This window comes from Marinomonas sp. CT5 (assembly GCF_018336975.1).
GTDB lineage: Bacteria > Pseudomonadota > Gammaproteobacteria > Pseudomonadales > Marinomonadaceae > Marinomonas.
Genome location: NZ_CP025572.1, coordinates 3,783,365 through 3,808,929 on the forward strand (window position 1 = coordinate 3,783,365; position 25,565 = coordinate 3,808,929).

Consider the following 25,565-nt stretch of genomic DNA (forward strand, 5'->3'; position numbering starts at 1 on the left):
AAAAGTTTATATCCCAAGCATAGAGATATAAAATGGATTCATCTAAGTATTTTCTTTATCTTTACGGAGTAATCAATGAATCCCCAAAAACGTATTAGTACGATTATTGGTTTGGCACTCACTGCCTCGATAATGCTAGCTGGCTGCTCGTCGAACGAAGACGACGTAGTCGTTGAAAAAGAAATTATCCGACCCGTCAAATTAATCACTATCGAAGCGACCGATTCAATCAATATCCGCCGCTTTCCCGCTGAGTTAAAAGCCAGTGAAGAGGCCGATATCGCCTTCCGTGTTGGTGGACAATTAATGAAGGTCAATGTGGTTGCAGGACAACGAGTTCAAAAAGGCGAGTTACTGGCCGTGCTTGATCCAACCGACTTCAAACTTCAAGTGGAACTCGCTCAAGCAAACCAAAACCTTGCTGAAGCTCAATTCAAACGTATTAAAAACTTGTTGCGCCAAGACGCCACCACTCAATCTCAATACGATTCGACAAAAGCAACTTTAGATCAAGCTAACAACGCCTTACAGACAGCAAAAAACCAACTCAAATACACTAAGGTTTACGCACCGTTTAAAGGGGTTATCTCTTCCGTTGCCATTGAAAACTTCCAATACATCAGTGCAACGGCGCCGATCATGCACATGCAGAATATTGACGATTTGGATGTTGAGTTTCAAGTGCCAGAAAGTCTAGTCGTTAGCATTCGTTCCACGAAGTCCGATTACCAAGCAAATGTTGTTGTAGACGTGGCGCCAGACGAAAAACTATCTGGTGTGTACAAAGAGCACAATACCACTCCTAATCAAACCACCATGGCTTATGATGTATCACTACGCCTGATTCGTAACAGCAAATCAGAACATACTTTGCTCCCAGGCATGACCGCCAACGTCGATATCGATCTTAGTCGTCTTTTAGGGGCTAACAGACACATAGTAATTCCCGTTGAAGCCGTCATGCGTCATGAAAATACGGAAACAGGCCAATCTAACAGCACAGTCTGGGTATTTAACAAAGACACAGGCAAAGTGAGCTCACGTATCGTGACACTGGGAACCTTACAGGGCAATAAAATCGAAATTACTTCAGGGCTTGAAGCGGGTGATCAAGTGGTTGCCGCCGGTGTAAGTAGCCTAACTGAATCTATGCATGTTCGCCCTTGGACACGTGAGCGAGGCCTATAATGGATATTGCGGCTTATTTTATTCAACGCAAAGTAACAAGCTGGATGGTAACCCTGATCCTCTTAGTCGGCGGTACTTTGGCGTTTACCAACCTTGGTCAATTAGAAGACCCTGAATTCACTATTAAAGATGCATTAATCATCACTCAATACCCCGGTGCTTCACCAGAGCAGGTAGAAGAGGAAGTCACTTACCCAATTGAAACAGAGCTACAGAACTTGCCCTATGTGGATAAAATCACTTCCACCTCCAAAGCGGGCTATTCAAAAGTTCAGTTAACCATCAAAGATACTTATCGAGCCAAAGAGCTGAAGCAAATTTGGGATGAAGTTCGCAAGAAGATCCGCGATATTCAAGGCCAATTTCCTAGCGGTGTAGCAAAGCCAATGGTGTTAGACGACTTTGGTGATGTATACGGCGTGATGCTGGCGATCAATGGTGAAGGCTACCCGTACAAAGACCTTAAAAATTATGTAGATTACATAAAACGTGAGCTGGTCTTGGTCGATGGCGTTGCGAAAGTGACCGTGGCTGCCGAGCAAAACGAGCAAGTCACCATTGAAATTTCTCGCTCTAAAATGGCCAATATGGGCATTGCTCCAAGCCAACTAGAAAGCTTGCTCGCCAATCAAAACAGCGTTTCTAATGCAGGCCGAGTAAAAGTAGGCAGTGAGTACATTCGTATCAGCCCTACAGGAGAGTTCAAAGACATTTCTGAACTTGAAAACCTGATTGTAGGCACCCCAACCGATGGTAATCTAATTCGTCTTCGTGATGTTGCCACGGTGAAACGTGAATATGTTGAACCACAAACGCACATTGTTGACTTCAACGGCGCCAAGTCGCTATTACTTGGAATCTCATTCTCGGCCAACGTCAACGTAGTAAAAATTGGCGAAGCATTAGAAAAGCGCATTGAAGAGCTACGATACCAACAGCCTGTTGGTCTTAATATGGAACCCATTTACTTTCAATCGAAAGAAGTGGAACGTTCCGTATCGAACTTCTTGCTCAACTTAGTAGAAGCCGTTGGGATTGTTATCCTAGTGCTTCTGGTTTTCATGGGCATTCGTTCTGGTATTTTGATTGGTATCATTCTTCTGTTGACCATTCTTGGCACCTTCATTGCCATGGATTACTTCCATATCAACTTACAACGAATCTCCTTAGGTGGCTTAATTATCGCACTGGGGATGCTGGTGGATAATGCCATCGTGGTAACCGAAGGCGTACTCATTGGCATGCAAAGAGGTTTAACCAAACTGCAAGCCGCCAGTGCGGTGGTAAAACAAACCAAATGGCCACTTTTAGGCGCAACAGTCATTGCCGTCACCGCATTTGCTCCGATTGGTTTGTCTCCTGACTCGGTAGGGGAATTCGTTGGCTCACTGTTTTATGTCTTGTTGATTTCATTGCTATTAAGCTGGATCACGGCCATTACACTCACGCCTTTTTTCTGCGATTTGTTCTTTAAAGAAAGCATCGAAAAAGGTGGCTCTGATAATGAACCAACAGACCCATATCGAGGCTTTATCTTTACCGGTTATAAATGGTTATTGGATAAAGCCATGCATTACCGCTGGATTACTGTGATTCTGTTGGTTGGAAGTTTATTTACGGCAGGTTGGGCATTCCAATTTGTGAAACAATCATTTTTTCCACCTTCAACTACGCCTATGTTCTACATGGACATTCAGCTACCTGAAGGGACGCATATCGATAGCACATATGAAACGGTTAAGCGGATTGAAAGTGATCTACTTAAAGACGATCGTATCAACTATGTGACGTCGACAACCGGGCAAGGCGCGCTGCGCTTCATGCTGACTTACAATGCCACTCAACCGAATTCAAGTTACGCTCAGTTCATCATTCGTACTAAGAGCACAGAAGTAATACCAGGCTTACTGAAAGACTTGTATTACAAAATGCAGGAAGAGTATCCGGAACTGGAAGTCAAACTAGAACGCCTACAATTAGGACCAGCAAGTGGCGCAAAACTGGAAGCGCGTGTAAGTGGCCCTAACCCAGAAAAACTGCGTCAAATCAGCGCTCAAATCCAAGAGATTTATCGTGCCGATGGTGGTCTTGAAAATATCAAAGATAACTGGCGTCAACCGGTGAAAGTCCTTCGCCCTATCTTTAATGATGCTCAAGCCAGACGCCTTGGAATCAGTAAAAAAGAATTGGATGATGTTCTATTAACCAACTTCACAGGCTCTAAGATCGGCCTATATCGTGAAGGCACGGACCTGCTACCCATTGTTCGAATCGCTCCGGAAAGTGAACGGGTATCTATCGATCAGATCCGCGACTTGCAAATTTATAGCCCGGCATCTGGTTCCTATGTGACTCTTTCAACACTGGTTTCTGGATTTGAAACCGTTTGGGAAGATCCAATCATTGAACGTCGTGATCGTAAACGTACCATTACTGTGATGGCAGATCCTAAGATTTTGGGAGATGAAACCGCCATGGCAATTTTCTCTCGAACTCGTGGTGCCATCGAAGCGATTCATTTACCACCAGGTTACGCTTTAGATTGGGGTGGCGAGTACGAAAGCAGTACCGATGCGCAGGCCAACATATTCAAAGCCTTGCCTATGGGCTACCTGTTCATGTTTATCATCACCATATTGCTGTTTAACTCCATTCGTGTGCCACTGACCATTTGGTTCTGTGTGCCACTGGCTTTGATAGGGGTGTCAACAGGACTATTGATGATGAACTCAGCGTTCAGCTTTATGGCATTACTTGGTTTCTTGAGTTTATCTGGTATGACGGTGAAAAACGGTATTGTGCTGGCCGACCAAATTAACTACGAACTAGAGCAAGGTACTGAAAAATATGAAGCCATCTTCAATTCAGCCGTAAGCCGTGTTCGTCCTGTTTGTATGGCCGCGATCACCACAATACTTGGCATGGTACCATTGCTTTATGATGCTTTCTTTGAAGGCATGGCCGTGGTTATTTCCTTCGGCTTAGGCTTTGCAACCATACTGACACTGATCGCAGTCCCTGTGTTTTACACCATATTATTCCGAGTCAAATATCGTCACCATGAAGACTTTGAATAATACTTTTGAAAAGCCCCTTTAAATAATAAGGAAACCTTGCATTTCGGGAATAGAGTCTTATCTCATTGATAAGACTCTTATTTTAAATCTATTTATAATATTGAGAGTATCATGCATTTAGACGACATCTTAAAACTAGATATTAAGTTACTCGTCGCCTTCGTCACTATCATGGAAGAAGGCAGTGTATCTCGCGCTGCAGAAAGGCTTGGAGTGACGCAACCCGCGCTCAGCAAGAGTTTACAGCGGCTAAGAGAGTTATTTAAAGACTCTCTTTTCACTCGCCAAGCGTATGGTCTCAGCCCTACAGCGCGAGCCTCTGAATTACACGACCTCATTCAGCCTATTTTAAACTCTCTTTCTGAATTAATGAGTCCAAACTCTCTAGACCTAAAAAATCTAGATCGACGCATTAAGCTACGTGTAGGAGAAGGAGACTTAGAAAACTTTATCGAGCCACTACTGGCTTCACTACAATATCAAGCCCCTGGTATGCGATTAGCCATAAGCTCATGGGGTGATTACAGTCTAGATGAACTCGTTTCTGGCAATGTCGATCTTGGCATTATGCGCATTAATGATACGCCCAGTAATGTTCGCAGTAAGTTAATTGGCTATATGGAAGCCTGCATTATCTTGAGTGAGGCCCACCCGCTTTATCACAAAGATGAATTAACCGTAACCGAGCTACTGTCTCATAAAGTGGTTACCCATCATTTGCATAACAATCGAGATAGCACCTTTTTTAAAACAGAACAAAAGCTTAAACAGCAAGGGCATTTCATTCAACCAGATTTAGAGACTGATAGCCTAATGGTAGCGATGCAAGCCGTAAAAAGAGGCATGGCATTGGTTGCTTCCCGTTCAATTGGTGACTTATTTTTACAAGTAATGTGCGAAAAAGCCCACTTCTATCCAGTAAAACTATTACCTATTCCAAAAGAAGTTTTGGAGCTGGATGACTACAGTGGTCGACACCCCATTCACATTTTCTGGCATGAACGTTTTAATAATGACCTGGCCCATCGTTGGCTGAGAGAACAAATCATTTATTTTATGCGTGAATCTCCTTGGATGCACTTACCCGACTAACTCGATAACGGCTAATTATTAGCCGTTAATATCATCACGTTCAGCCTTAATCCAATCGAATCGTGGAATACTCTCACCATTAATTTCAACGGATTCTTGAAACATACTTAGCGGCCTTGCCCACCAGCCAAACTCGCCATATAAGGCTTGATAAATCACCAGTTCTTCTTCCGTTTCACTGTGCTTTGCCACTCGCTCCACCCAATAAAGTGCGCCTTTATAATGCTGATAAACGCCTGACTTCATATGCAAAACCTCCAAACTTTTAAAAATCCGACCACAATTAGCCAATATCCAGAAAAATCTGTCGCTAATACGAAAGTTACTATCTTACGTGCCTTACTTAACTCGGCAATAATACGTCACTATCAATGCTCTCATTCATTTTTCAGGAATTCTTTATGTATCTAGTACGACCAGTCGATTTTGCCGATCTTCCCGCGCTGGAACGTCTTGCTCAACAGGCGGGTATTGGTATTACAAACTTCCCTGCAAACAGAGAGCGTCTAAACGATAAAATCGCTTCTTCCCGTCGCTCCTTTCAAACCGATGTGGTGCAACCAGGCAATGAATCCTACTTGTTTGTGTTAGTGGATACCAGCAATGATCAAATCGTTGGTTGTTGTGGTATTGATGCCATGGTCGGAGTAGACACCCCCTTTTATAGCTATCGAATAGATGAAGTGGTTCATGCATCGCCACAGTTACAAATTCACAATCGCATTCCGGCTCTTTTCTTATGCCATGACTACAGCGGAACCAGTCGCCTAATCGCCCTAGTGGTCGACAAAGCACATCAAAACCCTATTGCCATGTCGTTATTGTCTAGGGCACGTCTGCTATTCATCGCGCGTTACCCTGAACGTTTTACTAAACGATTATTCGCCGAACTACGCGGTGAAAGTGACAAACACGGTTACTCCGCGTTTTGGGATGCCTTGGGTAAACACTTTTTTACCATGGACTTCAAAAAAGCCGACTATCTTTCAGGAGTGAGTAATAAAAACTTTATCGCGGAATTAATGCCACGTTATCCCATTTATGTACCCACCCTACCAGAAGCCGCCCAAGAAGCCATTGGGGTTATACATGAAAATTCTGGGCAAAGTGCAGACATTTTATTAGAGGAAGGTTTTGAGTTCCGAGGTTATGTGGACATCTTTGATGCGGGTCCAAGCATTGAAGCCAGAACAGAAAACCTGCATACCATCAGCCATCAACAAACAGGCAAAGCACTGACTTTAACGGAAGCATCCAAAGGCGCAATGCACCTAATTGCAACAGGACATTTGGAAAACTTCAGAGTTACAGCCGCACCAGCCGAGCCCCAAGTCGCTGGTTTGGCACTAGAAAAGTCGCCACAAGAGCGATTAGGAATTTCATCCGGTAAGCGTATCCAGTGGGTCGCACTATAAACAATGAACAACGCCACATAATTTTCAGGTGGTTCAAATTTAATACAAGAGGAACACCATCATGATGGTCATACGCCCTATTTCTCAAAATGACCTAAAGTCACTTTATCGACTGGCTGAAAAAACGGGGATTGGTTTTACCTCTTTAGTCTCTGACGAAGCCATTCTCAAGAAAAAGATCGACGGCGCCGTACGTTCTTTTAACAAAGAGAACATCACCAAGCCCCATAACGAAGATTACTTAATGGTGCTAGAAGACACTGTAACAGGTGACATAGTCGGCACCTGCGGAATGCTAGCAACTGTTGGTTTAGATGAGCCATTTTACAGTTATCACCTAGGAACCATCACACATGCCTCTCGTGAACTGGGTGTACATAACGCGATTCCTACTCTGATTCTGAATAATGACTTCACCGGATGCAGTGAAATCTGCACCTTATTTCTAGAAGAAGAGTACCGACACTCAAAAAACGGCCAGTTACTGTCTAAAGCACGTTTTATGTTCATGGCACAATTTCCGGAACGTTTTACAGAAAAAGTCTTTGCTGAAATGCGCGGCGTGAGTGATGAAAACGGTGTTTCTCCTTTATGGGAAAGTCTTGGACGTCACTTTTTCTCAATCGACTTTAAAGAAGCCGATGAGCTCACCTCGCAGGGCAACAAACAGTTTATTGCTGAGTTGATGCCCAACAACCCTGTGTACGTCAACTTGCTTCCACCGGCCGCTCGTGAGGTCTTGGGAGAAGTTCATAAAAACACCGCGCCAGCGCGTCGCCTATTAGAACAAGAAGGCTTCCGCTACGAAAACTATGTCGACATTTTTGATGGCGGCCCGAGCCTAGAAGCTCGTGTGCAAGACATCCGCGCCGTGCGTGAAAGCCGGCTTTGCCTTGCTAACATAGGTCAACCTAAAGGCATTGGTGAGGGTAACTACTATCTTGTCTCAAATGCGAAAGTAAAAGACTTTCGCTGCATTTTGATCCAACGATCTACTCCGCCCGGCAGTGCCATGACATTGACCCAAGAAGAAGCGGACACCCTCTGCATCACAAACAAAGAACCCGTTCGAATCGTGGAACTATCGCCCTATTCAAGGTAAGCGCATTTAACGGCTACCTGAATAGCAGTGGCAGATTGAAAAGTATTCATGCTTAAAGCACACGAATTAACAGGAGTTATCATGAAACAAGCACAGTTTATTAATGGTCAATGGTTAGCAGGCGAAGGTAACGCACTTCAGTCAATCGACCCTTCAGACGCGACATTAGTCTGGCAGGCCAACACGGCCACAGCGGAACAAGTAGACTTTGCCATTAATGCCGCTCGCGCCGCATTTCCTGCTTGGGCCAATCGACCTCTGGAAGAACGCTTAGCCATTATTGAAACTTTCGCAGAATTGGTGAAAGAACACAGCGAAGAGATCGCAACCATTATCAGCCGTGAAACAGGCAAACCTATTTGGGAAACACGCACCGAAGCCGCCGCTATGGTCGGCAAAGTGGCCATTTCCAAACAGGCTTACCATGAAAGAACCGGCGAAAAAACCACCCCCATGCCTGGCGCTACCGCTCGACTACGTCATCGCCCACATGGCGTGGTTGCCGTATTCGGCCCATACAACTTTCCAGGTCACTTACCCAACGGGCACATTGTGCCGGCCTTGATTGCCGGCAATACGGTGGTGTTCAAACCCAGTGAGCAAGCGCCTGCCACTTCAGATCTCATCATTCAACTATGGGAAAAAGCGGGGCTACCAGCAGGCGTCATTAACTTGATTCAAGGTGAGCGAGAAACGGGCGTTGCCCTAGCCAATCATCAAGGCATCGATGGTTTGTTCTTCACTGGCAGCCCTCAAGTGGGTCACATTTTGCATAAAGACTTTGCGGGCCACCCTGGCAAGATTTTGGCGTTAGAAATGGGCGGCAACAACCCATTATTAGTATCAGAAAACGTCGCCGATCAACGAGCCGCCGTGCATGAAATCATCCAGTCAGCCTTCATATCAGCAGGACAACGCTGTACTTGTGCCCGTCGTTTATTATTGCCAAAAGGCGTTCTAGGCGATGCTCTTTTGCAATCCCTAGTCACAGCGACCAAAGCCCTGAAAATCGACCGTTATGATGCTGAAGAACAACCCTTCATGGGACCAATCGTTTCAGCTCAAGCCGCGGATGGATTACTACAAGCCTACCAAAAGCTGATCGCCTTAGGCGCCAGCCCAATTGTAGAAATGACCCGCGGTGACAGCCAAACTGGCTTTGTCACACCAGGCATTATTGATGCTACAGACATATTGGACGAGCTTCCCGATCAGGAATACTTTGGCCCTTTGCTGACGGTGGTTCGTTATGACTCTTTAGAGCAAGCCATGACCATTGCGAACAATACTAAGTTCGGCCTATCGGCAGGGATTTTGTCCGATGATGTTGGCGAATACGAGTGGTTCTTACAGCACAGCCGTGCTGGCATTATTAACTGGAACCGTCAAACGACTGGAGCCTCCAGTAACGCGCCATTTGGCGGCACAGGAGCCAGTGGCAATCATAGAGCCAGCGCCTACTATGCGGCCGATTACTGCGCTTACCCAGTGGCCAGTATCGAGGCAGACAGCTTAACCATGCCGGAAAAACTCGGTCACGGCATTACCCTTTAACGACACAGAATACTCAACTTACAAGAGGTCATTATGAACACTGCGACAGAAGCCAATTTTGACGGCTTAGTGGGCCCAACCCACAATTACAGCGGCCTATCTTTTGGTAACGTCGCGTCTTTGAGTAATTCCTCGCGTCCATCAAATCCCAAAGCGGCGGCAAAACAGGGCTTGGTAAAAATGAAAGCCTTGGCTGATATGGGATTCGTCCAAGGGGTTCTTGCTCCACACGAACGCCCGCACATCCCAACGCTACGTCGCTTAGGATTTTCTGGCAGTGACGCCAACATCCTAGCGCAAGCGGCTAAACAAGCTCCTAAGCTGCTTGCGGCTGTTAGCTCTGCGTCTTGCATGTGGACAGCCAATGCCGCAACCGTTTCACCCAGTGGTGATACCCATGATAAACGCGTGCATTTCACCCCCGCTAACTTGGTAAATAAATTCCATCGATCCATCGAGCACGAAACCACAGGCGCTATTTTGCAAGCGACTTTTAAAGACGAGAAACATTTTGCCCATCACCCTGCTTTGCCAAGTGTTGACCACTTTGGCGATGAAGGTGCGGCCAACCACACCCGCTTTTGTCATGCTTATGGTGAACAAGGGATCGAGTTCTTCGTGTATGGAATGGAGGCTTTTAACAGCAACGCCCCAAAACCCGCTAAATTTCCAGCTCGCCATACCTTAGAGGCATCACAGGCCGTTGCTCGACGTCATGGTTTATCCGCAGAGCAAGTGGTGTATGCACAACAAAATCCAGATGTCATCGACGCAGGCGTTTTTCACAATGATGTCATTGCCGTTGGTAACCGCAATGCGCACTTCTACCACCAAGAAGCCTTCTTAGATACCGCTAAAATGAAGCAAGACCTGCTTAAAGCCTGGGGAGATAGGGCTTCTTCTTTTCATCTAATTGAAGTACCCAGCAGCGCGGTATCCGTTCAAGATTGCATCCAGTCTTATCTGTTTAATAGCCAATTATTAAGCCGTGGTGATGATGACATGGTGCTCGTTGTACCGGGGGAGTGTGAAAATAACCCAGCGGTTTGGGCATATTTGAATAGCCTAGTGGCGGGTCAATCTCCAATCAAGGAGATCAAAGTCTTCGACCTAAAACAAAGCATGAGCAATGGCGGTGGCCCAGCTTGCCTTCGACTTCGCGTTGCCTTAACCCAAGCGGAACAACACGCTATTAATCCATCAACCTTAATGAATGACGGCTTGTTTGAACGCTTAAACACTTGGGTCGATAAACACTACCGCGACGAACTGCATGAAAAAGACCTTGCTGACCCTCAACTGCTAATCGAAAGCCGAACGGCATTAGATGAATTAACTCAGATAATGAAACTGGGAAGCGTCTACGAATTTCAAAGGTAAGGTTCGAAATCAATAAAGAAGTTACACATATAGGCATTTGCTCGATGTAGCGAGCGAAGCTAAAACGAGGCAAAAATAGACGAGGAAGCGGACACCTACATGGATGTAGGTGTTAGGGCGACGCAGGAAGCCAAAGTCGAGTTATATTTATAAATGAGCATTCCGAGTCTATTTTTAACAAAGTGTTAGCAAGCGCAGTAATCGAGAAAAAGTCGCTCAGAAATGCTCGCCATTTTCATAATAGTCCTTACCCTGCAGGTCATGGAACAAAACAGTAATGTCTTGTCCGCTGTCCACCAGCGGTCTAACCAAGTCTTCAATGACTAAAGCGACTTTACGCTTTATCTCATCGCCTCGATCAAACCATAAGACATCAAAAAATGGGTAAGCAGGGGAAGCCCCACCAACCACAAGGTAAGTGGTGGCTTGATACTCAAGAGTAAAGTGTGAATTAGGTGTATCAGTCAGCTCTGCGAGATTCTCGATTAGAATATCGGCAATGGATTCTAATTCATCAAAGGCTAGTCCACGAACACGTAAATGAGGCATATTCAGTCCTTACTCGATCTTGAAGTGAAAGGTAGATAATGCCTTATTTACTAACCTTCATCTACATAATCAAATGTACGAGTGTCTATCACTTTGCCGTCTTGCACGACATCCACACTCCATTTTCCATCGAAGCCAGGCATCAGGCGTTTGCTCGACCATACTCGCCAGCGGTCACCACCAATATCAAACCCTACATCCGCTTGATCTTCTCCATCAAGTTTCCAGCGATGGATAACATTACTGCCAGACATATTGCGCAAGTCAGTAAAAAAATACACTCGCTGTATTTCGCCGTATTCAACTTTTACAATTGGACCAATATTATCAATCGGTTCTCTGTCTACCACATCGGTAGAAAACTGGGCTCGAGCGACAGTGCCTTCTGCCCAAGCAGGTAAAGCGGCTAACAAGGATAAGACGCCCGCTAACATAATTCTGATAACTGTTTGTTTCATATCAAAGCCTATTGAATTTATATTGGTATTTCTCAAAACAGCTATTTCACGGGCTGCCTTCACTCTGAGATCATCTAAACACAAAGTTAAACTGAAATGGTGTAAAAGAAATGAGATTTTTGTGAAATTTTGCAAGACTTCTCATTTCTTTGTAGTGAAAGACAAACCTTTATGTTCCAGAATAAAGCGTAGGAAAATAAAAATTCTTATTTTCCTTGTCGATTTGCTAATGGAGTTGAAAAAGTATATTCCATATCCCAAGGAAAACGTATCCAAGTATCTTGGCTAACTTCTGTGATGAAGGTATCCACTAACGGCTTACCAGCTGGCTTTGCGTAAATAGTAGCAAAATGCGCTTTCGGCAACATTTCACGAACTTTCGCCGCGGTGCGACCGGTATCAACCAAGTCATCAATCAGGATGAAACCTTCACCATCACCTTCTACACCTTTCAAGACATTCAGCTCGCCCTGTTTCATAGCCCCTTTGCCACTTTCATCTTCACCGTAGCTCACGATACAAATAGTATCGATCAAACGAATATCCATCTCACGGCATAAGATAGCCGCGGGAACTAGGCCGCCACGAGTGATGGCAATAATCCCCTTCCAAGGACCTTGCTCCAGCAGACGCCAAGACAGAGCACGAGCATTTCTATGTAACTCTTCCCAAGATACCGGAAAATCTTTTGAATACGGGGTCATCAAAGCTCCTACGCTTTTCGCTATCAATTACAATTTTGAATAATATAATGCCAACAAGAACGCAGAAATGGTTCAAGAAAGCACTGAATAAAGTGGAAGATTAGGATTTTAGCGGTAATGGTAGTCCCGCCGCAACAAAAGTTACCCGATCGGTCAATTTAGCTAACATCTGGTTCATTACTCCAGCCTCATCTCCAAAGCGTCTAGCCAATGCGTTCATTGGCATAATACCCAAACCCACTTCACTGGACACCAACACCAAATCGCCTTCGAAATCTTCTACAGCACGCAGTAAAGCGCGTTTTTCTTCTTCTAAACGGTCTTCATCTTCTAAACACAATAAGTTGGTCATCCACAAGGTCAAGCACTCAACAATCACAGCCTGTTCCGGTGAATTCAGAGAGCTCAACACCTCGGCCAGCACCAGTGGCTCTTCGATTATTTGCCAATCACTTGGTCGGTTGGCTTTATGTAGGCGCACTCTTTCCGCCATGTCTTCATCCCAAACTTGAGAGGTCGCCACATAGCTCACAGGTTTGCCACTCGACACGACTTGTTCTTGCGCAAAAGCACTTTTGCCACTGCGAACACCACCCAATACAAGATGCTTCATGCCAGCTCTCGACCTCCCGCTGTTTTTAACAAACGAATCAATGCGCTATTTAACGCACCCATTTCATGCAAAGCGGGCAATGCCACACGAATCCAGCCTTCACCTAAACGAGTATGCACACCAACTTGATGCAACATCTCGAAGACTTGCGCCGCATAGTCCTCACTTTCAAGAGTCCAAGTCACAAACAACGGACTCAACATATACTCTTGAGAATCAAAGATAGTATTAAACTTAGGCACAACGCGCTCAACAAAGGCGGCCTGCCGTATTGCTAAGCTTTGCCTTGCACCAGACTGCCAAGCGGTATCAGCAAAAGCTAATTGCACCAAATGCAAACTCGGCGTTGCTACCGGCCAAGGACCAAGCAAGTTCTTAATGGCCGCTTGCCATTTACTGGAACAAAAAACGAATCCGACACGAGCCCCTGCCAAACCAAAGAATTTCCCAACCGAGCGCATCAGAAAAAGAGCGTCACTCAGATCTTCAGCCGTTTGATGATTTAACAAACTTAATTCAGGGCTAGCATCAATAAAGGCTTCATCCACGACAAGGTAGGCTTTCTGCTGTTCCGCGTAAGCAATCAACTGCATCAAAACCTCAGCTGAAGCGACCTCCCCCGTTGGGTTGTTCGGCTGAATCACCACAGCAACCGCCCATTTTTGCGCGAATAACTCTTCTACAGCATTGTAATAGTCAATCTCAAAGCCCCACTTCTCCCAAGCAAAAGCATGTTCTTGATAACCAATGCGAGGGACAAAAACCTTTTGCTGCGAAACAGGCAATGGGGACGACTGACTGGCTAACAACATGGGAGGCAAAGACTCAATGATGTGCTGAGATCCTGCGCCAATAGCACTGGGACGACGAGCAAAGTAGCGCTCAGCTTCGTCTAATAAATTCGCTTGATCAGGCAGATCCATCCACAACGTCGGCGATGTATCTGGAATCGGCCAAGGCTCACGATTACAGGCCGAGGATAAATCCAGCCAATTCAACGCATCATCGCCTACCTTGCGCTGCCAGTATGCTAAATCACCACCATGCTTTGGCGGCGTGCAGCTTAATTTAGAAGATTTTAGACCAACAGACATACAACCAATCCCCACAAAATCACGCTTTTATCCACCAGCCAAATCGCCTCTTTCAAATGATGAGGTTTTGGAAGTTCACCTTCCCCAAGAATTGGTCTGGTTTCTATTTTGCCAAAATACGGCGCTTCGCCACCTAATTGAACTCCTAACGCTCCCGCACCAGCGGCCATGACTGGGCCAGCATTAGGGCTTTTCCAGCGCGCAGAAGGACGACGAGCACTGCGAATCGCGGCACGCCAATGTCCACAAACACCATAGGTATAAATCACCAAACGAGCCGGAATATAATTCAGCACATCATCAAAACGCGCGGCAAACCAGCCGAAGTGCAATAAAGACTCTGTTTTGTAGCCCCACATGGCATCCAGCGTATTTGCCAGACGATACAAAAGCACACCCGGCGCACCAAATATCAAAAACCAAAAAATAGGCGCAAAAATCGCGTCACTGCCATTTTCTAATACCGACTCAATACCGGCTTTCGCCACGGCTGACTCATCCAAGTTTTGCGTATCACGACTGACAATATAGCTCACGGCACGGCGTGCTTCATCGAGCTTATCGTCTGATAATGGCGATGCAGATAACGGCTGATATATGGCCAAGGCATGCTCCCGCAAGCTTTGCCAACCAATGGCAAAATACAACACCAAAACGGACGGCAACACATCCATCCAATCAGGGAGCAACCACAGCAGAGTCAATAAAAGCACCAACCAAGGCAGAACCGCCACCAGCCAAGCCAAAAACCCCACCAGACGTTGACGAGAAGCAGAAGCATCTAATGGCAATTGAATATACTGACGACAAAGGTCCACCCAACGCCCAAACCAAATAAGGGGATGCCAGCTATTGGGCTCTCCCAACAAACGGTCCAACACCAAAGCGACCACTAAAATCAAACTGGTGACAGAAGAAAAGGCTAAGAAATGATCGCAAAAAGCATGAATAGCAGAGTCTAGATTAGAAAGGATCATAAATATAAGTCGTTTTTTCACTTAACAAGGTGAATAGGTCAGGTAGAATTCTATCACCTTATTGATTCAAAGCGTGATGATACTGAATGCCAGCCTTTAGTTTAATGATCCAAGGAACCACCTCGGATGCCGGAAAAAGCACCCTAGTCACGGCATTATGCCGTTTATTTTATCGCCGAGGCATTTCCGTTGCGCCCTTCAAACCGCAAAACATGGCATTAAACAGCGCGGTCACCAAAGACGGCAATGAAATTGGTCGAGCACAAGCGGTACAGGCCTATGCAGCCGGGCTAGAACCGCAAGTAGATATGAACCCTATTCTACTCAAACCCAATACAGACACTGGGGCGCAAGTCATTATTCAAGGCAAAGCCGTGGGCAACATGAACGCCGTTGGGTATCACGAATACAAAAGCATCGCCAAAGTCGCTGCATTGGATTCATATCAGCGTTTGGCCAATCAATATCAAGCCGTCTTAATTGAAGGTGCTGGCAGCCCTGCCGAAATAAACTTGCGCGCTCGTGATATCGCCAATATGGGCTTTGCTGAAAGCATTGATTGCCCTGTGATTATCATTGCCGACATAGACAAAGGTGGCGTGTTCGCTCACCTTGTTGGGACACTGGATTTACTCAGCCCAAGTGAGCAAGATAGAGTCATTGGCTTTGTGATAAACCGTTTCCGTGGCGACATCAGCTTATTGCAGTCTGGTCTAGATTGGCTTGAAGAACGCACTGGTAAACCTGTTTTAGGGGTGCTGCCCTTCTTAAAAGGTTTCCATTTAGAATCCGAAGACGCCGTTGCCAAAAGCCCCATTAAAACAGACAGCAACGCCAAACTAAACATCGTCATACCGATCATGCCGCGCACCAGCAACCACACAGACTGGGACGCTCTGCGCCTTCATCCAGAAGTTCAAGTCACCCTAGTAGGCGCCAACGAACCTATTCCGCCTGCTGACTTGGTTATTTTACCTGGCAGCAAAAGCGTACAAAGCGACCTCGCCTATTTACGCCACGAAGGCTGGGAAGACTACCTCAACAAACACTTACGATATGGCGGCAAAGTCATCGGGATTTGCGGCGGATATCAAATGCTCGGCGAACAACTGCTGGATCCACTAGGACTAGAAAACCAACACGCTAACACGCGATCTACAGGTTTTGGCTTTATCCCCATGGAAACTGTCTTAAAAGAGGAGAAACAGCTTAAGCAACGCCAAGGTCAGCTCACTTTCGCTGCCAATGCTCAAGTGACAGGCTATGAAATTCATTCGGGGGTTTCACGCTTTACTGATGAAACACAGATTGCGCATTTCGCTCTCTTAGATGATGGAAAGAACAAAGAAAACAGCGAAAAAGAAGGCTACCTATCACCAGATGGTCAAATCATCGGCACTTATTTACATGGAGTCTTCGATCACCCAGACGCCCTCAAAGCCCTACTCAACTGGGCCGGGGTTGACCAAGCAGCAGCATTTAACTACGACCAATTCCGCGACAAAGAAATCGACCGACTCGCCGACAGCGCAGAACAACACATGGACATTGATGCATTAATTGAACAGTGTAGAGTATTTAAAATGACAAACTAACTCCTCCACCCACGACGGTGGAGGAGTTAGAGGTTTCCCCTAAAAACCGAGAAGGATAAGTTAGTTACTATAACCTTGCGGGTTTTTACTCTGCCAATTCCAAGCATCGCGACACATGTCTTCTAAAGACAGCTGCACTTGCCAACCTAGTGCGTCGCTTGCTTTTTTCGGGTCAGCGTAAAACTCTGCTATGTCCCCAGCTCGCCTTGCCATAATCTCATATGGGATCCGCTGCTTTGATGCCTTTTCAAAGGCATTGACCACATCCAACACACTAAAACCTTTACCGGCACCTAGGTTGTAAACTTCAATACTTTTCTCCGTTTGATTCGCCAGTTTCTCAAGCGCTTTAATGTGCCCTAAAGCCAAATCTACCACGTGGATATAATCCCGAACTCCTGTACCGTCATGAGTTGGGTAATCACCGCCAAACACACTGAGTTTCTCGCGTTTTCCGACAGCCACTTGAGTAATAAACGGCATCAAGTTATTCGGGATGCCATTCGGATCTTCACCAATCAATCCGCTTGGATGAGCACCAACCGGATTAAAGTATCGCAACAGACTCACATTCCATCTAGGATCAGACGCATGGGCATCTTGCAGAAATTGCTCAGTCATGACTTTAGTTCGGCCGTATGGACTCGTCGAACTGAGAGGAAAATGCTCTACATAAGGAATAGGGTTATTATCGCCATACACTGTTGCAGAAGAACTAAACACCAAATCAAATACACCATGATTCGCCATTATGTCTAATAAAATCAGCGTTCCGGTTAAATTATTATGGTAATAAGATAGTGGAATTTGAGTGGACTCTCCCACCGCCTTCAAACCAGCAAAATGAATCACTGCATCAATAGAATGCTGCTCAAAAACCGCATTTAACGCCGAAGAGTCCAACAAATCGACGGCATAAAAAGCCACTGTTTTAGCAGTAATTTGCGCAACTCTATTTAATACTTCCGGATTGGAATTACACAAATTATCAACGACAACGACATCATAGCCCTGATCTAATAACTCCACACAAGTATGACTTCCAATAAAGCCAGCGCCACCCGTTACCAAAATAGTTTTCATAAAATTCTCTGCAAAAACTCTGTCTTTGTTTTGTCTATTCTAGTTAAGCGACTTCTCTTGGAGAAGCAATGCGTTTGCCTTCATAATAACGCAATACCATTTGAAAACGCACTATTAGGATTATCGCAAGCAGCGTTAAACCTGCTCCCAATCCAATATAAAAACCTCGTAAGGACAAGGTTTCCGCCCAAGGACTGTAATGGGACAGCCAAAATCCGAAGGGAATACTCAAGCCAAATAACGACACAGCGAAGGCGATCATAGTTGAGCGAGTTTCGCGGAAGCCTCGTAACGCGCCAGTAAACACCGTTTGCAGCATATCTGGGAATTGATAACAAGAAGAGATCAGCAAGATGCTCGCCGCTAGCGCCACTACTTCGGCATTGTTGCTGTATATATAAGGAATCTGGTTATGAAATACTTGAGTGATAATAAAACAGGCGCTCACATAGGATAGACCTAACAGTACAATTACCCGAATGCGTTTTCTAACGCCGTCAACACCTTCTTTCGACATGGCTTTTGCCACCACAATAGCCGTCACAGCGCTCATCGCCATCATAGGTGTAAACAAGAAAGAAGTGTAAGACATGACGATCTGACCTCCCCCCAAAGCCAGATCACCAAATGATGAGATCAACCAGGTCATAGAAGAAAACAGTCCCACTTCAAACGCAAAGGCAAAACCCGCAGGTGTACCAACATTCAAGAGGATCGTAAACTTACGTGTATAACGCCATACTAAGCGAGTAAAGAGCGGGGTTTTATTCATAAAGCGGTCGTAAACAAAAAACATAGTTACAGCCAAATACAATGACAAAGCCGACGCTAATGCCGCCCCTTTTGCGCCTAATTCAGGAAAACCAAGCTGGCCAAAAATTAGTACATAGTTGAACAATATATTCAGTACCAAGCCAAAACTGGCAACAAACAAAGGAAAGCCTGGACGCCCTGCGGCTTCAAATAAATTTTTATAGGCTGTCATCAATGCCAACATAGGCAGAGCTGGGGCAAAAATATACAAATAAGAAATAGAAACCAGCCTTGTTTCCTCTTCCGTTGCCATCAAACCAGCAAAATAAGGCAGTAAGAAAATGACGATCAAGCTAGCCATCACACCAAGCACAATGGACAGACCAACCGCTTGAGACATGTAGAGATTAACTAATTTAGGTTGTCGACCATGTAAGTGACGTGTAACCAGTGGAGTAAGACCAAAAGTCACCCCAATCAAAAAACAGCCCACAGGCAGCCATAGACTTGAAGCCAACCCAACAGCCGCCAAGTGCAATGCACTGTAATGCCCTAGCATAATAGTATCGACAACACTGATCGACAGTTCCAATGTCATAGTAAGAATCATCGGAAATAATAAATGCAGAACTTCTCTTAACACTGGAAAACGCTTAGCCACACATCACCGCCGATTATCCATAAAAACATTCGAGACCTTAAAATACTTCAGTCTTGTATTGGTCTTGCCTGAAACAGCCGAGCAATTTACCACTGTTCTCTATTTATTGCACCGTTGGTTGACTTTATTTTGCACCATACTAAAGCAACCCCATGATCTCGACTTGTATTTACCACTCAATACCGAGAAAATGCCGCTCCACTATTAATTAGATAATTAGACTAAACAGGGAAGACAGTTCTAACATGACCATTCTCACCACCCTTGGCCCTTTATTAATCGCTTTACTCTTCGGCTACTGGGTCAATATCAAGTTATTCACCCCTTCTCGTGTAGCAAAGGGATTAGAGCAATTGGTTTATCTTATTCTTGGTCTAATCGGCTTTAGCCTCGGAGCATTAGACAACTTAGCCGAAAAGCTCTTTATCGCTGGCTATCAGGCCATTATTTTCTTTACGCTTATCAGCGTGTTCAGTTTAATCGGCTTATATCTTAGTGGCGCTAGATTTGGCGGTATGCATGCAGATAACCTTGCTCAGGGCCCATCTGACAGCAAAAGCCATGCTCTAAAAGACGCAGCAAAAACCCTTGCTTGGGTCATTGGTGGTGTCATCATAGGTATTTTTGCCAAAGATTGGCTTACAGGCGTAGACGAATTAGTCACTGGCTTATTGTATGTTTTGTTATTTTTAATTGGTTGTCAGTTACGTCAAGGCAATCATCGTCTTCGCAAACTGTTTTTAAATTCCCAAGGCGTCATTATCGCATTGGTCACCATCTTCACCACATTATTGGCTGGTTGGATTGGTAGCCTAATTTTAGGGTTAAGTTGGCATCAGGGACTAGCGGTCGTTTCAGGCTTTGGCTGGTACAGCTTATCCGGAATTCTTATTACTGGCTTAGGCAATCCAGTGCTAGGTACTACCGCTTTCTTGCTCGACCTTGGGCGTGAAATACTAGCACTCATGTTAATACCTTTTTTAGCGCGACTAAACAGCCATATGTCGGTTGGATACTCTGGCGCAACGGCTATGGATTTTACTTTGCCTATACTTGGCAAATTTCATGGTGCGCAAATCATCCCTGTCTGTATCGCCAGTGGCTTTATTATGAGTATTTTAGTACCAATTCTGATCCCCTTATTTATGGGAATTCATTAATAACGAACAAACTCGCTCTCGATTTTGTCAGATATACGTAAAGACACATAATCAAACAAAGCGGCTTTCGCAAACTCTGTCATGCTTTTGTAAAAGCGATTGTCTCAGTGAAGAACAGAGGATTAATCTCATTACACGTCTTGTGCTTTGTGGAACCGTTCTATCTATTGAAATTCAAACAAAGTGTGCAGGTGAAGGGGTCGCTTTGGTAACGTGAGAACATATAATTGGCATAAACAGTCTATCTTATGTTAGAACACTTACGTTAAACAGAAACGACGGATCTGATTTTGCAAAGCACAAGGCGTATATCATTGTTCCTGCTTTGTTTTCGCCCCATCAAATGCTGGTCAAAAAATGCGAATCCGAACTCCGTCTTAATGCTTTACATCACAAAGTGATAAATCAACAAATAATGGAACATTTTCTTATGAAAAAAACACTTATTGCGGCGCTAGTCATGTCATCCGTTTCTTTTGCTTATGCACATGACGACAGTTCGATCAAACTAGATTCCAAAGAACAGCGCCTTGGCTACAGCATTGGCACCATGTTTGGTACTCGCATGTCACAAGACTTCTCTAATCTCGATATGAAAACTTTCATGGCAGGTTTCCAAGACGCATTTGCTGGTAAAGAAAGCAAAATGACGATGGATGAAGTGACGAAAACCATTCAAGACTACCAGCAAGAACAAATGAAGAAAGCTCAGCTTGAGCAAGAAAAAGCCGCTGAAGAAGCAAAAGCTGCCTCTGCAGCTTGGCTAAAAGAGAAAGAAGCAGAAGACGGCGTTAAAAAAACAGACTCAGGCTTACTATATAAGGTAATCACCAAAGGTAATGGTGCAAAACCTAACGCAACAGATACGGTTGAAGTCGATTATGAAGGTAGCCTAATAGATGGCAGCGTATTTGATAGCTCTTATAAACGCGGTGAAGCGATCACTTTCCCTCTAAACGGCGTTATCCCTGGTTGGACTGAAGGTCTACAACTTATGCCTGTTGGTTCTAAATATGAACTATATATTCCAGCTGACTTAGCTTATGGTCCTGGTGGTACCGGCCCAATCCCACCAAATGCCGCACTAAAATTTGTTGTAGAATTACACAGCATCAAAAAAGCTGACACCCCTAAAGCAAATGCATCTGCCAAGTAACCAGCTTAAGAATGCAAATAAAAATGGCCGTCATTCATGACGGCCATTTTTTCTTCAGAGCTGAATCAGGAATCTATGGTTTTAATTTGCTCTTCATGCTCTGCCCATCGAACGGCGGCCCAAAAATACACTATAGGAAAGGCATACATCATGACACCAATATTATGGGCAAACATCACTTGCGATAAACCAAAATCCATATAGCACATGGGGACTAAAGCACCAGCCATAGCATAAGACTTAATATTCCAATTATCTTTATATTGCTCCATCTTTTTCAAAAAAAGTCTAAGTGGCACCAAATAAACTAATAACAAAAAAGCAAGACCAACAACTCCCCGATAACCCAAAGCATTAATATACTCATTGTGAGCATGGCCATACGCAAGTGCTTCAGGTATCACCAACCCCTCGTCTAACAATTCTTTCTTGACAACAATACTGCTGTGCACTCCAGCCCCTAAAACAGGAGAGTCTTGAAACATATAAAAAGCAGCCCTCCACATCTCAAAGCGCAAACCAACCGAAGTGTCTTTATTCACCCCACTAGTGTAATTCGAAACATCTCCAACAGCTTCATTCAACCGCTCCTTTACCCCTGTTTGTGGCACCAATATTGCTGAAACAATAAAAATACAGGTAGTTATCCCGAACAAAAGCCATGCGCTCCTTTTAAATAAAAACCGACTTTGCCAAAACAAAAATAAGCCAATTAAGGGTAAAGCAACCCAACCACCTCGAGAGGCAGACAAAACAGAAGCTCCGACGCCACATATACCTGCAATTAAAGAAAGAACCAGCCATAAATAGCGTTTATGCGACAAAAAGTAAGTGGATGAAGCAAAGCATAGCATGCCTAATAACATCCCCGTATTACCAAACATAATTGGATGTTGTCCGTTTTCAGCTCGCCCGTAGCCTAAGATCACACGCTCATACCAAGCAACTCCAAAGGCAAAAATAGCCCCTATCACCACTCCATGCCAGAGCCATTCTTTTTTATCGGTAGCTTGTAGCAGAAGTAACATCACGGGCAAAACTAAAATAAACCGAGAAGGTCGATCTAAATCCTTCAACTGAAAACCATCAATAAATACGAAAAAAAACATACTCAAACCAAAAGCCAGAAATGAGTAAAATAAGCGTTTATCATCTTCGTTTAATTCTGACCATTTAGGTTTTAAATAGACTAAAAAAGCAGAGCAGAGGAACAATAATGATGTGGCTATGCCATATCCACCGTAGATACCTATAGAAATTGCAAAAGTTAGGCCCGCAAGAAACCATACAAAAACAAAAAAACCTTCTCTCAACATCGTTCAGATTGCCTCAAATTAAAGTAGATTATTCGTTGAAAGCGAAGTAAATATTAACAATTACATTAGATCTAAAGCAGCCAACTTCATGACTTCCAATGATTCATCCTCAAGGATTCTATATAATCTAAAAGTGTTCTCTTTGCAGTCCAACCCAATGCTTTAGTTTTATCGGTCACTACATCAGCCGTCATTCTGTTTCCCTTTCTTTCAGGAAGCATTTCCACGTGACCACCAAACATATTAGCAACTTCTAAGATACTAAAACCTTCTTCACTACCAATACCAAATTCATCACCATAGCCGTGCTCACCAACCAGTACTAAGCCATCAATAATATCATCAATATGAGTAAAGTTTCGCCTCTGTGAGCCTGGGCTGACGACTGTCAAAGATTCTTCATTGCGCATTTTTTCTTTGAATAGAGCAATCAATGTCGCATACTTACCCGTTTGTATTTCTCTATCACCATAGACATTGTAAAAATAGGTAATAGCATAGGGCACATTGAACCAGCGGCCATAATTCATTACGAGCTCGGTATTACTGGCTTTTGTCCAAGCATAAGGCGAAGCACTGCGGCCAAAGCCGCCGTCACCAAATTTGGTACTGCTTCCAGCATAAAGTATCTTACAGCCAACTTTTCTAACAAATTCTAATACTGCAAAAATACCATCTTTGTTATAGGTCCAAACCTTTTCTATATCATCAAAGCTCTGCTCAACCCTTGAATATTCACCCAAGTGATAAACCATGCTTGGAGAAAAATCTACAAGGGTAGAGATGTCTCTCGTCTCCCCACGAATATAAGTAACCCCACCAATATGATTCAATTCACTACCCGTAAAGTAGTTATCAAGTGAGTAGACATCATAGCCCCCCAGTTTAATTAGGCGTTCGCACAAGTGACTGCCGACAAAACCAGCACCACCAGTGACTAACACTTTTTTATTGCTCATTTCTAATCCTTTGCAAACAAATCACGGGTATATACTTTTTCAGTGACACTCGACAATTCATCATTCATTCTGTTTGCAATAATAACATCGCATTCCTCTTTAAAGGTTTCTAATGAATCAAGGACCTTTACGTCGTGAAATTCAGACTGATTTAGCTCAGGCTCATAGACAACTAGCTCAATGCCTTTACCCTGCAATCGATACATAATGCCTTGAATAGCACTTGCACGAAAGTTATCAGAACCCGCTTTCATGATAAGGCGATATACTCCCACCTTTTTAGGTTTTCTGAGCAAGATCTGATGTTCAATAAAATCCATTCTAGTCGCATTCGATTGAACGATAGCACCAATTAACTCCTGAGGAACCAACTCAAAATTAGCAAGTAGCTGCTTAGTATCCTTTGGTAAGCAGTAACCACCATAACCAAAAGAAGGGTTGTTATAATGATCTCCTATACGAGGATCAAGACTAACGCCCTCAATAATCTGTCGAGAATCCAAGCCATGAACTTCTGCATAAGTATCCAGTTCATTAAAGAATGCCACACGCATAGCCAAATAAGTATTGGCAAATAACTTTACCGCTTCCGCTTCCGTCGCATCGGTAAACAACACCGGCATATCTTTTTTTATCGCTCCATCTACGAGCAAATTTGCAAACCTTGTTGCTCGCTCAGAGACTTCTCCGACGATAATTCGAGATGGATAAAGGTTATCATGTAGAGCTTGGCCTTCACGTAAAAATTCAGGCGAAAATAGAAGATTATCAACCCCAAATTTAGCCTTAGTTCTTTCTACATAGCCAACAGGAATTGTGGATTTGATAACCATAACAGCATTAGGATTAATAGCTAATACATCAGCTATGACAGACTCAATCGACTTAGTATTAAAGTAATGGGTTTCCGCATCATAGTCAGTTGGTGTCGCTATAATGACAAAATCCGCATCGGTATAGGCTTGCTCCTTATTTAGAGTCGCCACAAGGTTTAATGCTTTGTTATCAAGAAAATCTTGAATTTCTACATCATGAATTGGCGACGTCATATTGTTCAATAAAGCAATTTTTTCGGGAACGACATCCAAAGCAACTACTTCATTATTTTGTGCTAAAAGCACTGCAAGGGATAACCCCACATAACCTGTTCCTGCCACTGCGATTTTCATAAAACTCCTAAACCTATACTAGTATCTCAACTTTACGGCCAAAACTCTTTTTTATTCAATTAATATGGTTAATAAAAAAAGGAATAACGATTTTTTAAAAAGCCAATAGTAAAATTATCAATTACAGGCAATAAAGTGACTGCCTTGCAATTTTATCAGTCACATCAGCCTAAGCCAACCACAATAAAGTAAGACTATTGCAATAAAAGGGTGAATCGCCACTAGTTAGCTAGACACCTTTTAGTTAGATAAAATGATCTAATTGAGAGGTATTTATGAGCAAAACACGTTACCCAGAACAATTCAAAATTGAAGCGGTTAAGCAAGTGACTGAAGCAGGCTTTAGTGTTGCTGAAGTGGCTAATCGCTTAGGCAACACCACCCACAGTTTATATGCTTGGATTAAGCGATATGGCCCAGAGGCAGAATCGTTTGCAGAAGCCTCTGCTGAGTCGAGCGAGATTCTTCGTCTTCGAAAAGAACTCAAGCGAGTGACAGAAGAGCGCGACC

Annotated in this window: 23 protein-coding genes; 11 read left to right on the top strand and 12 right to left on the bottom strand. The window is 44.1% G+C overall.

The annotated features are described in order from the left end of the window. The first annotated feature begins 75 nt into the window (after positions 1 to 75). The 3 genes from C0J08_RS18125 (at position 76) to C0J08_RS18135 (ending at position 5,357) form a co-directional block, all read left to right on the top strand. Positions 76 to 1,188 carry an efflux RND transporter periplasmic adaptor subunit gene (locus tag C0J08_RS18125; RefSeq protein ID WP_212653295.1) on the top strand — a complete coding sequence of 371 codons (1,113 nt, stop codon included), beginning with the start codon at positions 76 to 78 and terminating at the stop codon, positions 1,186 to 1,188. Further along, the gene (locus tag C0J08_RS18130) at positions 1,188 to 4,265 is read left to right on the top strand and encodes an efflux RND transporter permease subunit (protein WP_212653296.1); all 3,078 of its coding nucleotides are present in this window, start codon (positions 1,188 to 1,190) and stop codon (positions 4,263 to 4,265) included. The genes C0J08_RS18125 and C0J08_RS18130 overlap by 1 nt, the downstream gene beginning before the upstream one ends. 111 nt (positions 4,266 to 4,376) lie before the next feature. Beyond that, on the top strand, positions 4,377 to 5,357 hold the full coding sequence (locus C0J08_RS18135; protein WP_212653297.1) for a LysR family transcriptional regulator: 981 nt from the start codon (positions 4,377 to 4,379) through the stop codon (positions 5,355 to 5,357). 18 nt (positions 5,358 to 5,375) lie between these two features. Here C0J08_RS18135 and C0J08_RS18140 read toward each other — a convergent pair whose 3' ends face one another. After that, positions 5,376 to 5,603, bottom strand: coding sequence for a DUF1653 domain-containing protein (locus tag C0J08_RS18140; RefSeq protein WP_212653298.1), 228 nt, complete (start codon positions 5,601 to 5,603; stop codon positions 5,376 to 5,378). Positions 5,604 to 5,758: 155 nt separating this feature from the next. Here C0J08_RS18140 and C0J08_RS18145 point away from each other — a divergent pair, with 155 nt between their 5' ends. The 4 genes from C0J08_RS18145 to astB all read left to right on the top strand — a co-directional run bounded on the left by C0J08_RS18145 (position 5,759) and on the right by astB (position 10,808). Then, complete coding sequence (locus C0J08_RS18145; RefSeq protein ID WP_212653299.1) at positions 5,759 to 6,772, top strand: arginine N-succinyltransferase; 1,014 nt, start codon at positions 5,759 to 5,761, stop codon at positions 6,770 to 6,772. 61 nt (positions 6,773 to 6,833) lie between these two features. Then, the gene (astA, locus tag C0J08_RS18150) at positions 6,834 to 7,874 is read left to right on the top strand and encodes an arginine N-succinyltransferase (RefSeq protein ID WP_212653300.1); all 1,041 of its coding nucleotides are present in this window, start codon (positions 6,834 to 6,836) and stop codon (positions 7,872 to 7,874) included. Between the two features lie 81 nt (positions 7,875 to 7,955). Further along, positions 7,956 to 9,428 carry a succinylglutamate-semialdehyde dehydrogenase gene (astD, locus tag C0J08_RS18155; RefSeq protein WP_212653301.1) on the top strand — a complete coding sequence of 491 codons (1,473 nt, stop codon included), beginning with the start codon at positions 7,956 to 7,958 and terminating at the stop codon, positions 9,426 to 9,428. A 33-nt stretch (positions 9,429 to 9,461) separates the two neighbouring features. Continuing rightward, positions 9,462 to 10,808: an N-succinylarginine dihydrolase gene (astB, locus tag C0J08_RS18160; protein ID WP_212653302.1), complete on the top strand. Its 1,347-nt coding sequence runs from the start codon at positions 9,462 to 9,464 to the stop codon at positions 10,806 to 10,808. 216 nt (positions 10,809 to 11,024) lie between these two features. Here the strand turns inward: astB and C0J08_RS18165 are convergent, their stop codons facing one another. The 6 genes from C0J08_RS18165 to cbiB form a co-directional block, all read right to left on the bottom strand. Continuing rightward, positions 11,025 to 11,357 carry a DUF1904 family protein gene (locus C0J08_RS18165; protein WP_212653303.1) on the bottom strand — a complete coding sequence of 111 codons (333 nt, stop codon included), beginning with the start codon at positions 11,355 to 11,357 and terminating at the stop codon, positions 11,025 to 11,027. A gap of 50 nt (positions 11,358 to 11,407) precedes the next feature. Beyond that, on the bottom strand, positions 11,408 to 11,815 hold the full coding sequence (locus C0J08_RS18170) for a DUF2914 domain-containing protein (protein ID WP_212653304.1): 408 nt from the start codon (positions 11,813 to 11,815) through the stop codon (positions 11,408 to 11,410). A gap of 206 nt (positions 11,816 to 12,021) precedes the next feature. Then, positions 12,022 to 12,519, bottom strand: a complete 498-nt coding sequence (gpt, locus tag C0J08_RS18175) for a xanthine phosphoribosyltransferase (RefSeq protein ID WP_212653305.1) — start codon at positions 12,517 to 12,519, stop codon at positions 12,022 to 12,024. Positions 12,520 to 12,619: 100 nt separating this feature from the next. Continuing rightward, positions 12,620 to 13,132 (bottom strand): bifunctional adenosylcobinamide kinase/adenosylcobinamide-phosphate guanylyltransferase, encoded by a 513-nt coding sequence (cobU, locus tag C0J08_RS18180; protein WP_212653306.1) that lies wholly within the window; start codon positions 13,130 to 13,132, stop codon positions 12,620 to 12,622. Beyond that, a complete protein-coding gene (locus C0J08_RS18185) occupies positions 13,129 to 14,226 on the bottom strand; it encodes an aminotransferase class I/II-fold pyridoxal phosphate-dependent enzyme (RefSeq protein WP_212653307.1) in 1,098 nt (365 codons plus the stop codon). The genes cobU and C0J08_RS18185 overlap by 4 nt, the downstream gene beginning before the upstream one ends. Beyond that, positions 14,211 to 15,203 (bottom strand): adenosylcobinamide-phosphate synthase CbiB, encoded by a 993-nt coding sequence (gene cbiB / locus C0J08_RS18190; protein WP_212653308.1) that lies wholly within the window; start codon positions 15,201 to 15,203, stop codon positions 14,211 to 14,213. The genes C0J08_RS18185 and cbiB overlap by 16 nt, the downstream gene beginning before the upstream one ends. Positions 15,204 to 15,289: 86 nt before the next feature. Between cbiB and C0J08_RS18195 the strand changes: the two genes are divergently transcribed. Next, on the top strand, positions 15,290 to 16,798 hold the full coding sequence (locus C0J08_RS18195) for a cobyric acid synthase (protein WP_212653309.1): 1,509 nt from the start codon (positions 15,290 to 15,292) through the stop codon (positions 16,796 to 16,798). 60 nt (positions 16,799 to 16,858) lie between these two features. On the opposite strand, the gene galE is transcribed toward C0J08_RS18195, so the two are convergent. Continuing rightward, on the bottom strand, positions 16,859 to 17,881 hold the full coding sequence (galE, locus tag C0J08_RS18200; RefSeq protein ID WP_212653310.1) for a UDP-glucose 4-epimerase GalE: 1,023 nt from the start codon (positions 17,879 to 17,881) through the stop codon (positions 16,859 to 16,861). Between the two features lie 43 nt (positions 17,882 to 17,924). Then, positions 17,925 to 19,295, bottom strand: a complete 1,371-nt coding sequence (locus C0J08_RS18205; protein WP_249344369.1) for an MATE family efflux transporter — start codon at positions 19,293 to 19,295, stop codon at positions 17,925 to 17,927. A 245-nt stretch (positions 19,296 to 19,540) separates the two neighbouring features. Between C0J08_RS18205 and C0J08_RS18210 the strand changes: the two genes are divergently transcribed. Both C0J08_RS18210 and bamJ read left to right on the top strand, forming a co-directional pair. Further along, the gene (locus C0J08_RS18210) at positions 19,541 to 20,455 is read left to right on the top strand and encodes a LysO family transporter (RefSeq protein ID WP_212653311.1); all 915 of its coding nucleotides are present in this window, start codon (positions 19,541 to 19,543) and stop codon (positions 20,453 to 20,455) included. 430 nt (positions 20,456 to 20,885) lie between these two features. Further along, on the top strand, positions 20,886 to 21,611 hold the full coding sequence (gene bamJ / locus C0J08_RS18215) for a BamJ family beta-barrel-assembly machinery protein (RefSeq protein WP_212653312.1): 726 nt from the start codon (positions 20,886 to 20,888) through the stop codon (positions 21,609 to 21,611). A 65-nt stretch (positions 21,612 to 21,676) separates the two neighbouring features. Here bamJ and C0J08_RS18220 read toward each other — a convergent pair whose 3' ends face one another. From C0J08_RS18220 to C0J08_RS18230, 3 genes are all read right to left on the bottom strand, one after another. Then, positions 21,677 to 22,720: an O-antigen ligase family protein gene (locus tag C0J08_RS18220; protein ID WP_249344371.1), complete on the bottom strand. Its 1,044-nt coding sequence runs from the start codon at positions 22,718 to 22,720 to the stop codon at positions 21,677 to 21,679. A 293-nt stretch (positions 22,721 to 23,013) separates the two neighbouring features. After that, a complete protein-coding gene (locus tag C0J08_RS18225) occupies positions 23,014 to 23,886 on the bottom strand; it encodes an NAD-dependent epimerase/dehydratase family protein (RefSeq protein ID WP_212653314.1) in 873 nt (290 codons plus the stop codon). Between the two features lie 2 nt (positions 23,887 to 23,888). Beyond that, positions 23,889 to 25,055: a nucleotide sugar dehydrogenase gene (locus tag C0J08_RS18230; protein ID WP_212653315.1), complete on the bottom strand. Its 1,167-nt coding sequence runs from the start codon at positions 25,053 to 25,055 to the stop codon at positions 23,889 to 23,891. Positions 25,056 to 25,330: 275 nt separating this feature from the next. Here C0J08_RS18230 and C0J08_RS18235 point away from each other — a divergent pair. Then, positions 25,331 to 25,565, top strand: a 235-nt coding sequence (locus C0J08_RS18235; RefSeq protein WP_212653316.1) for a transposase, incomplete at its 3' end; no start/stop codon positions are given.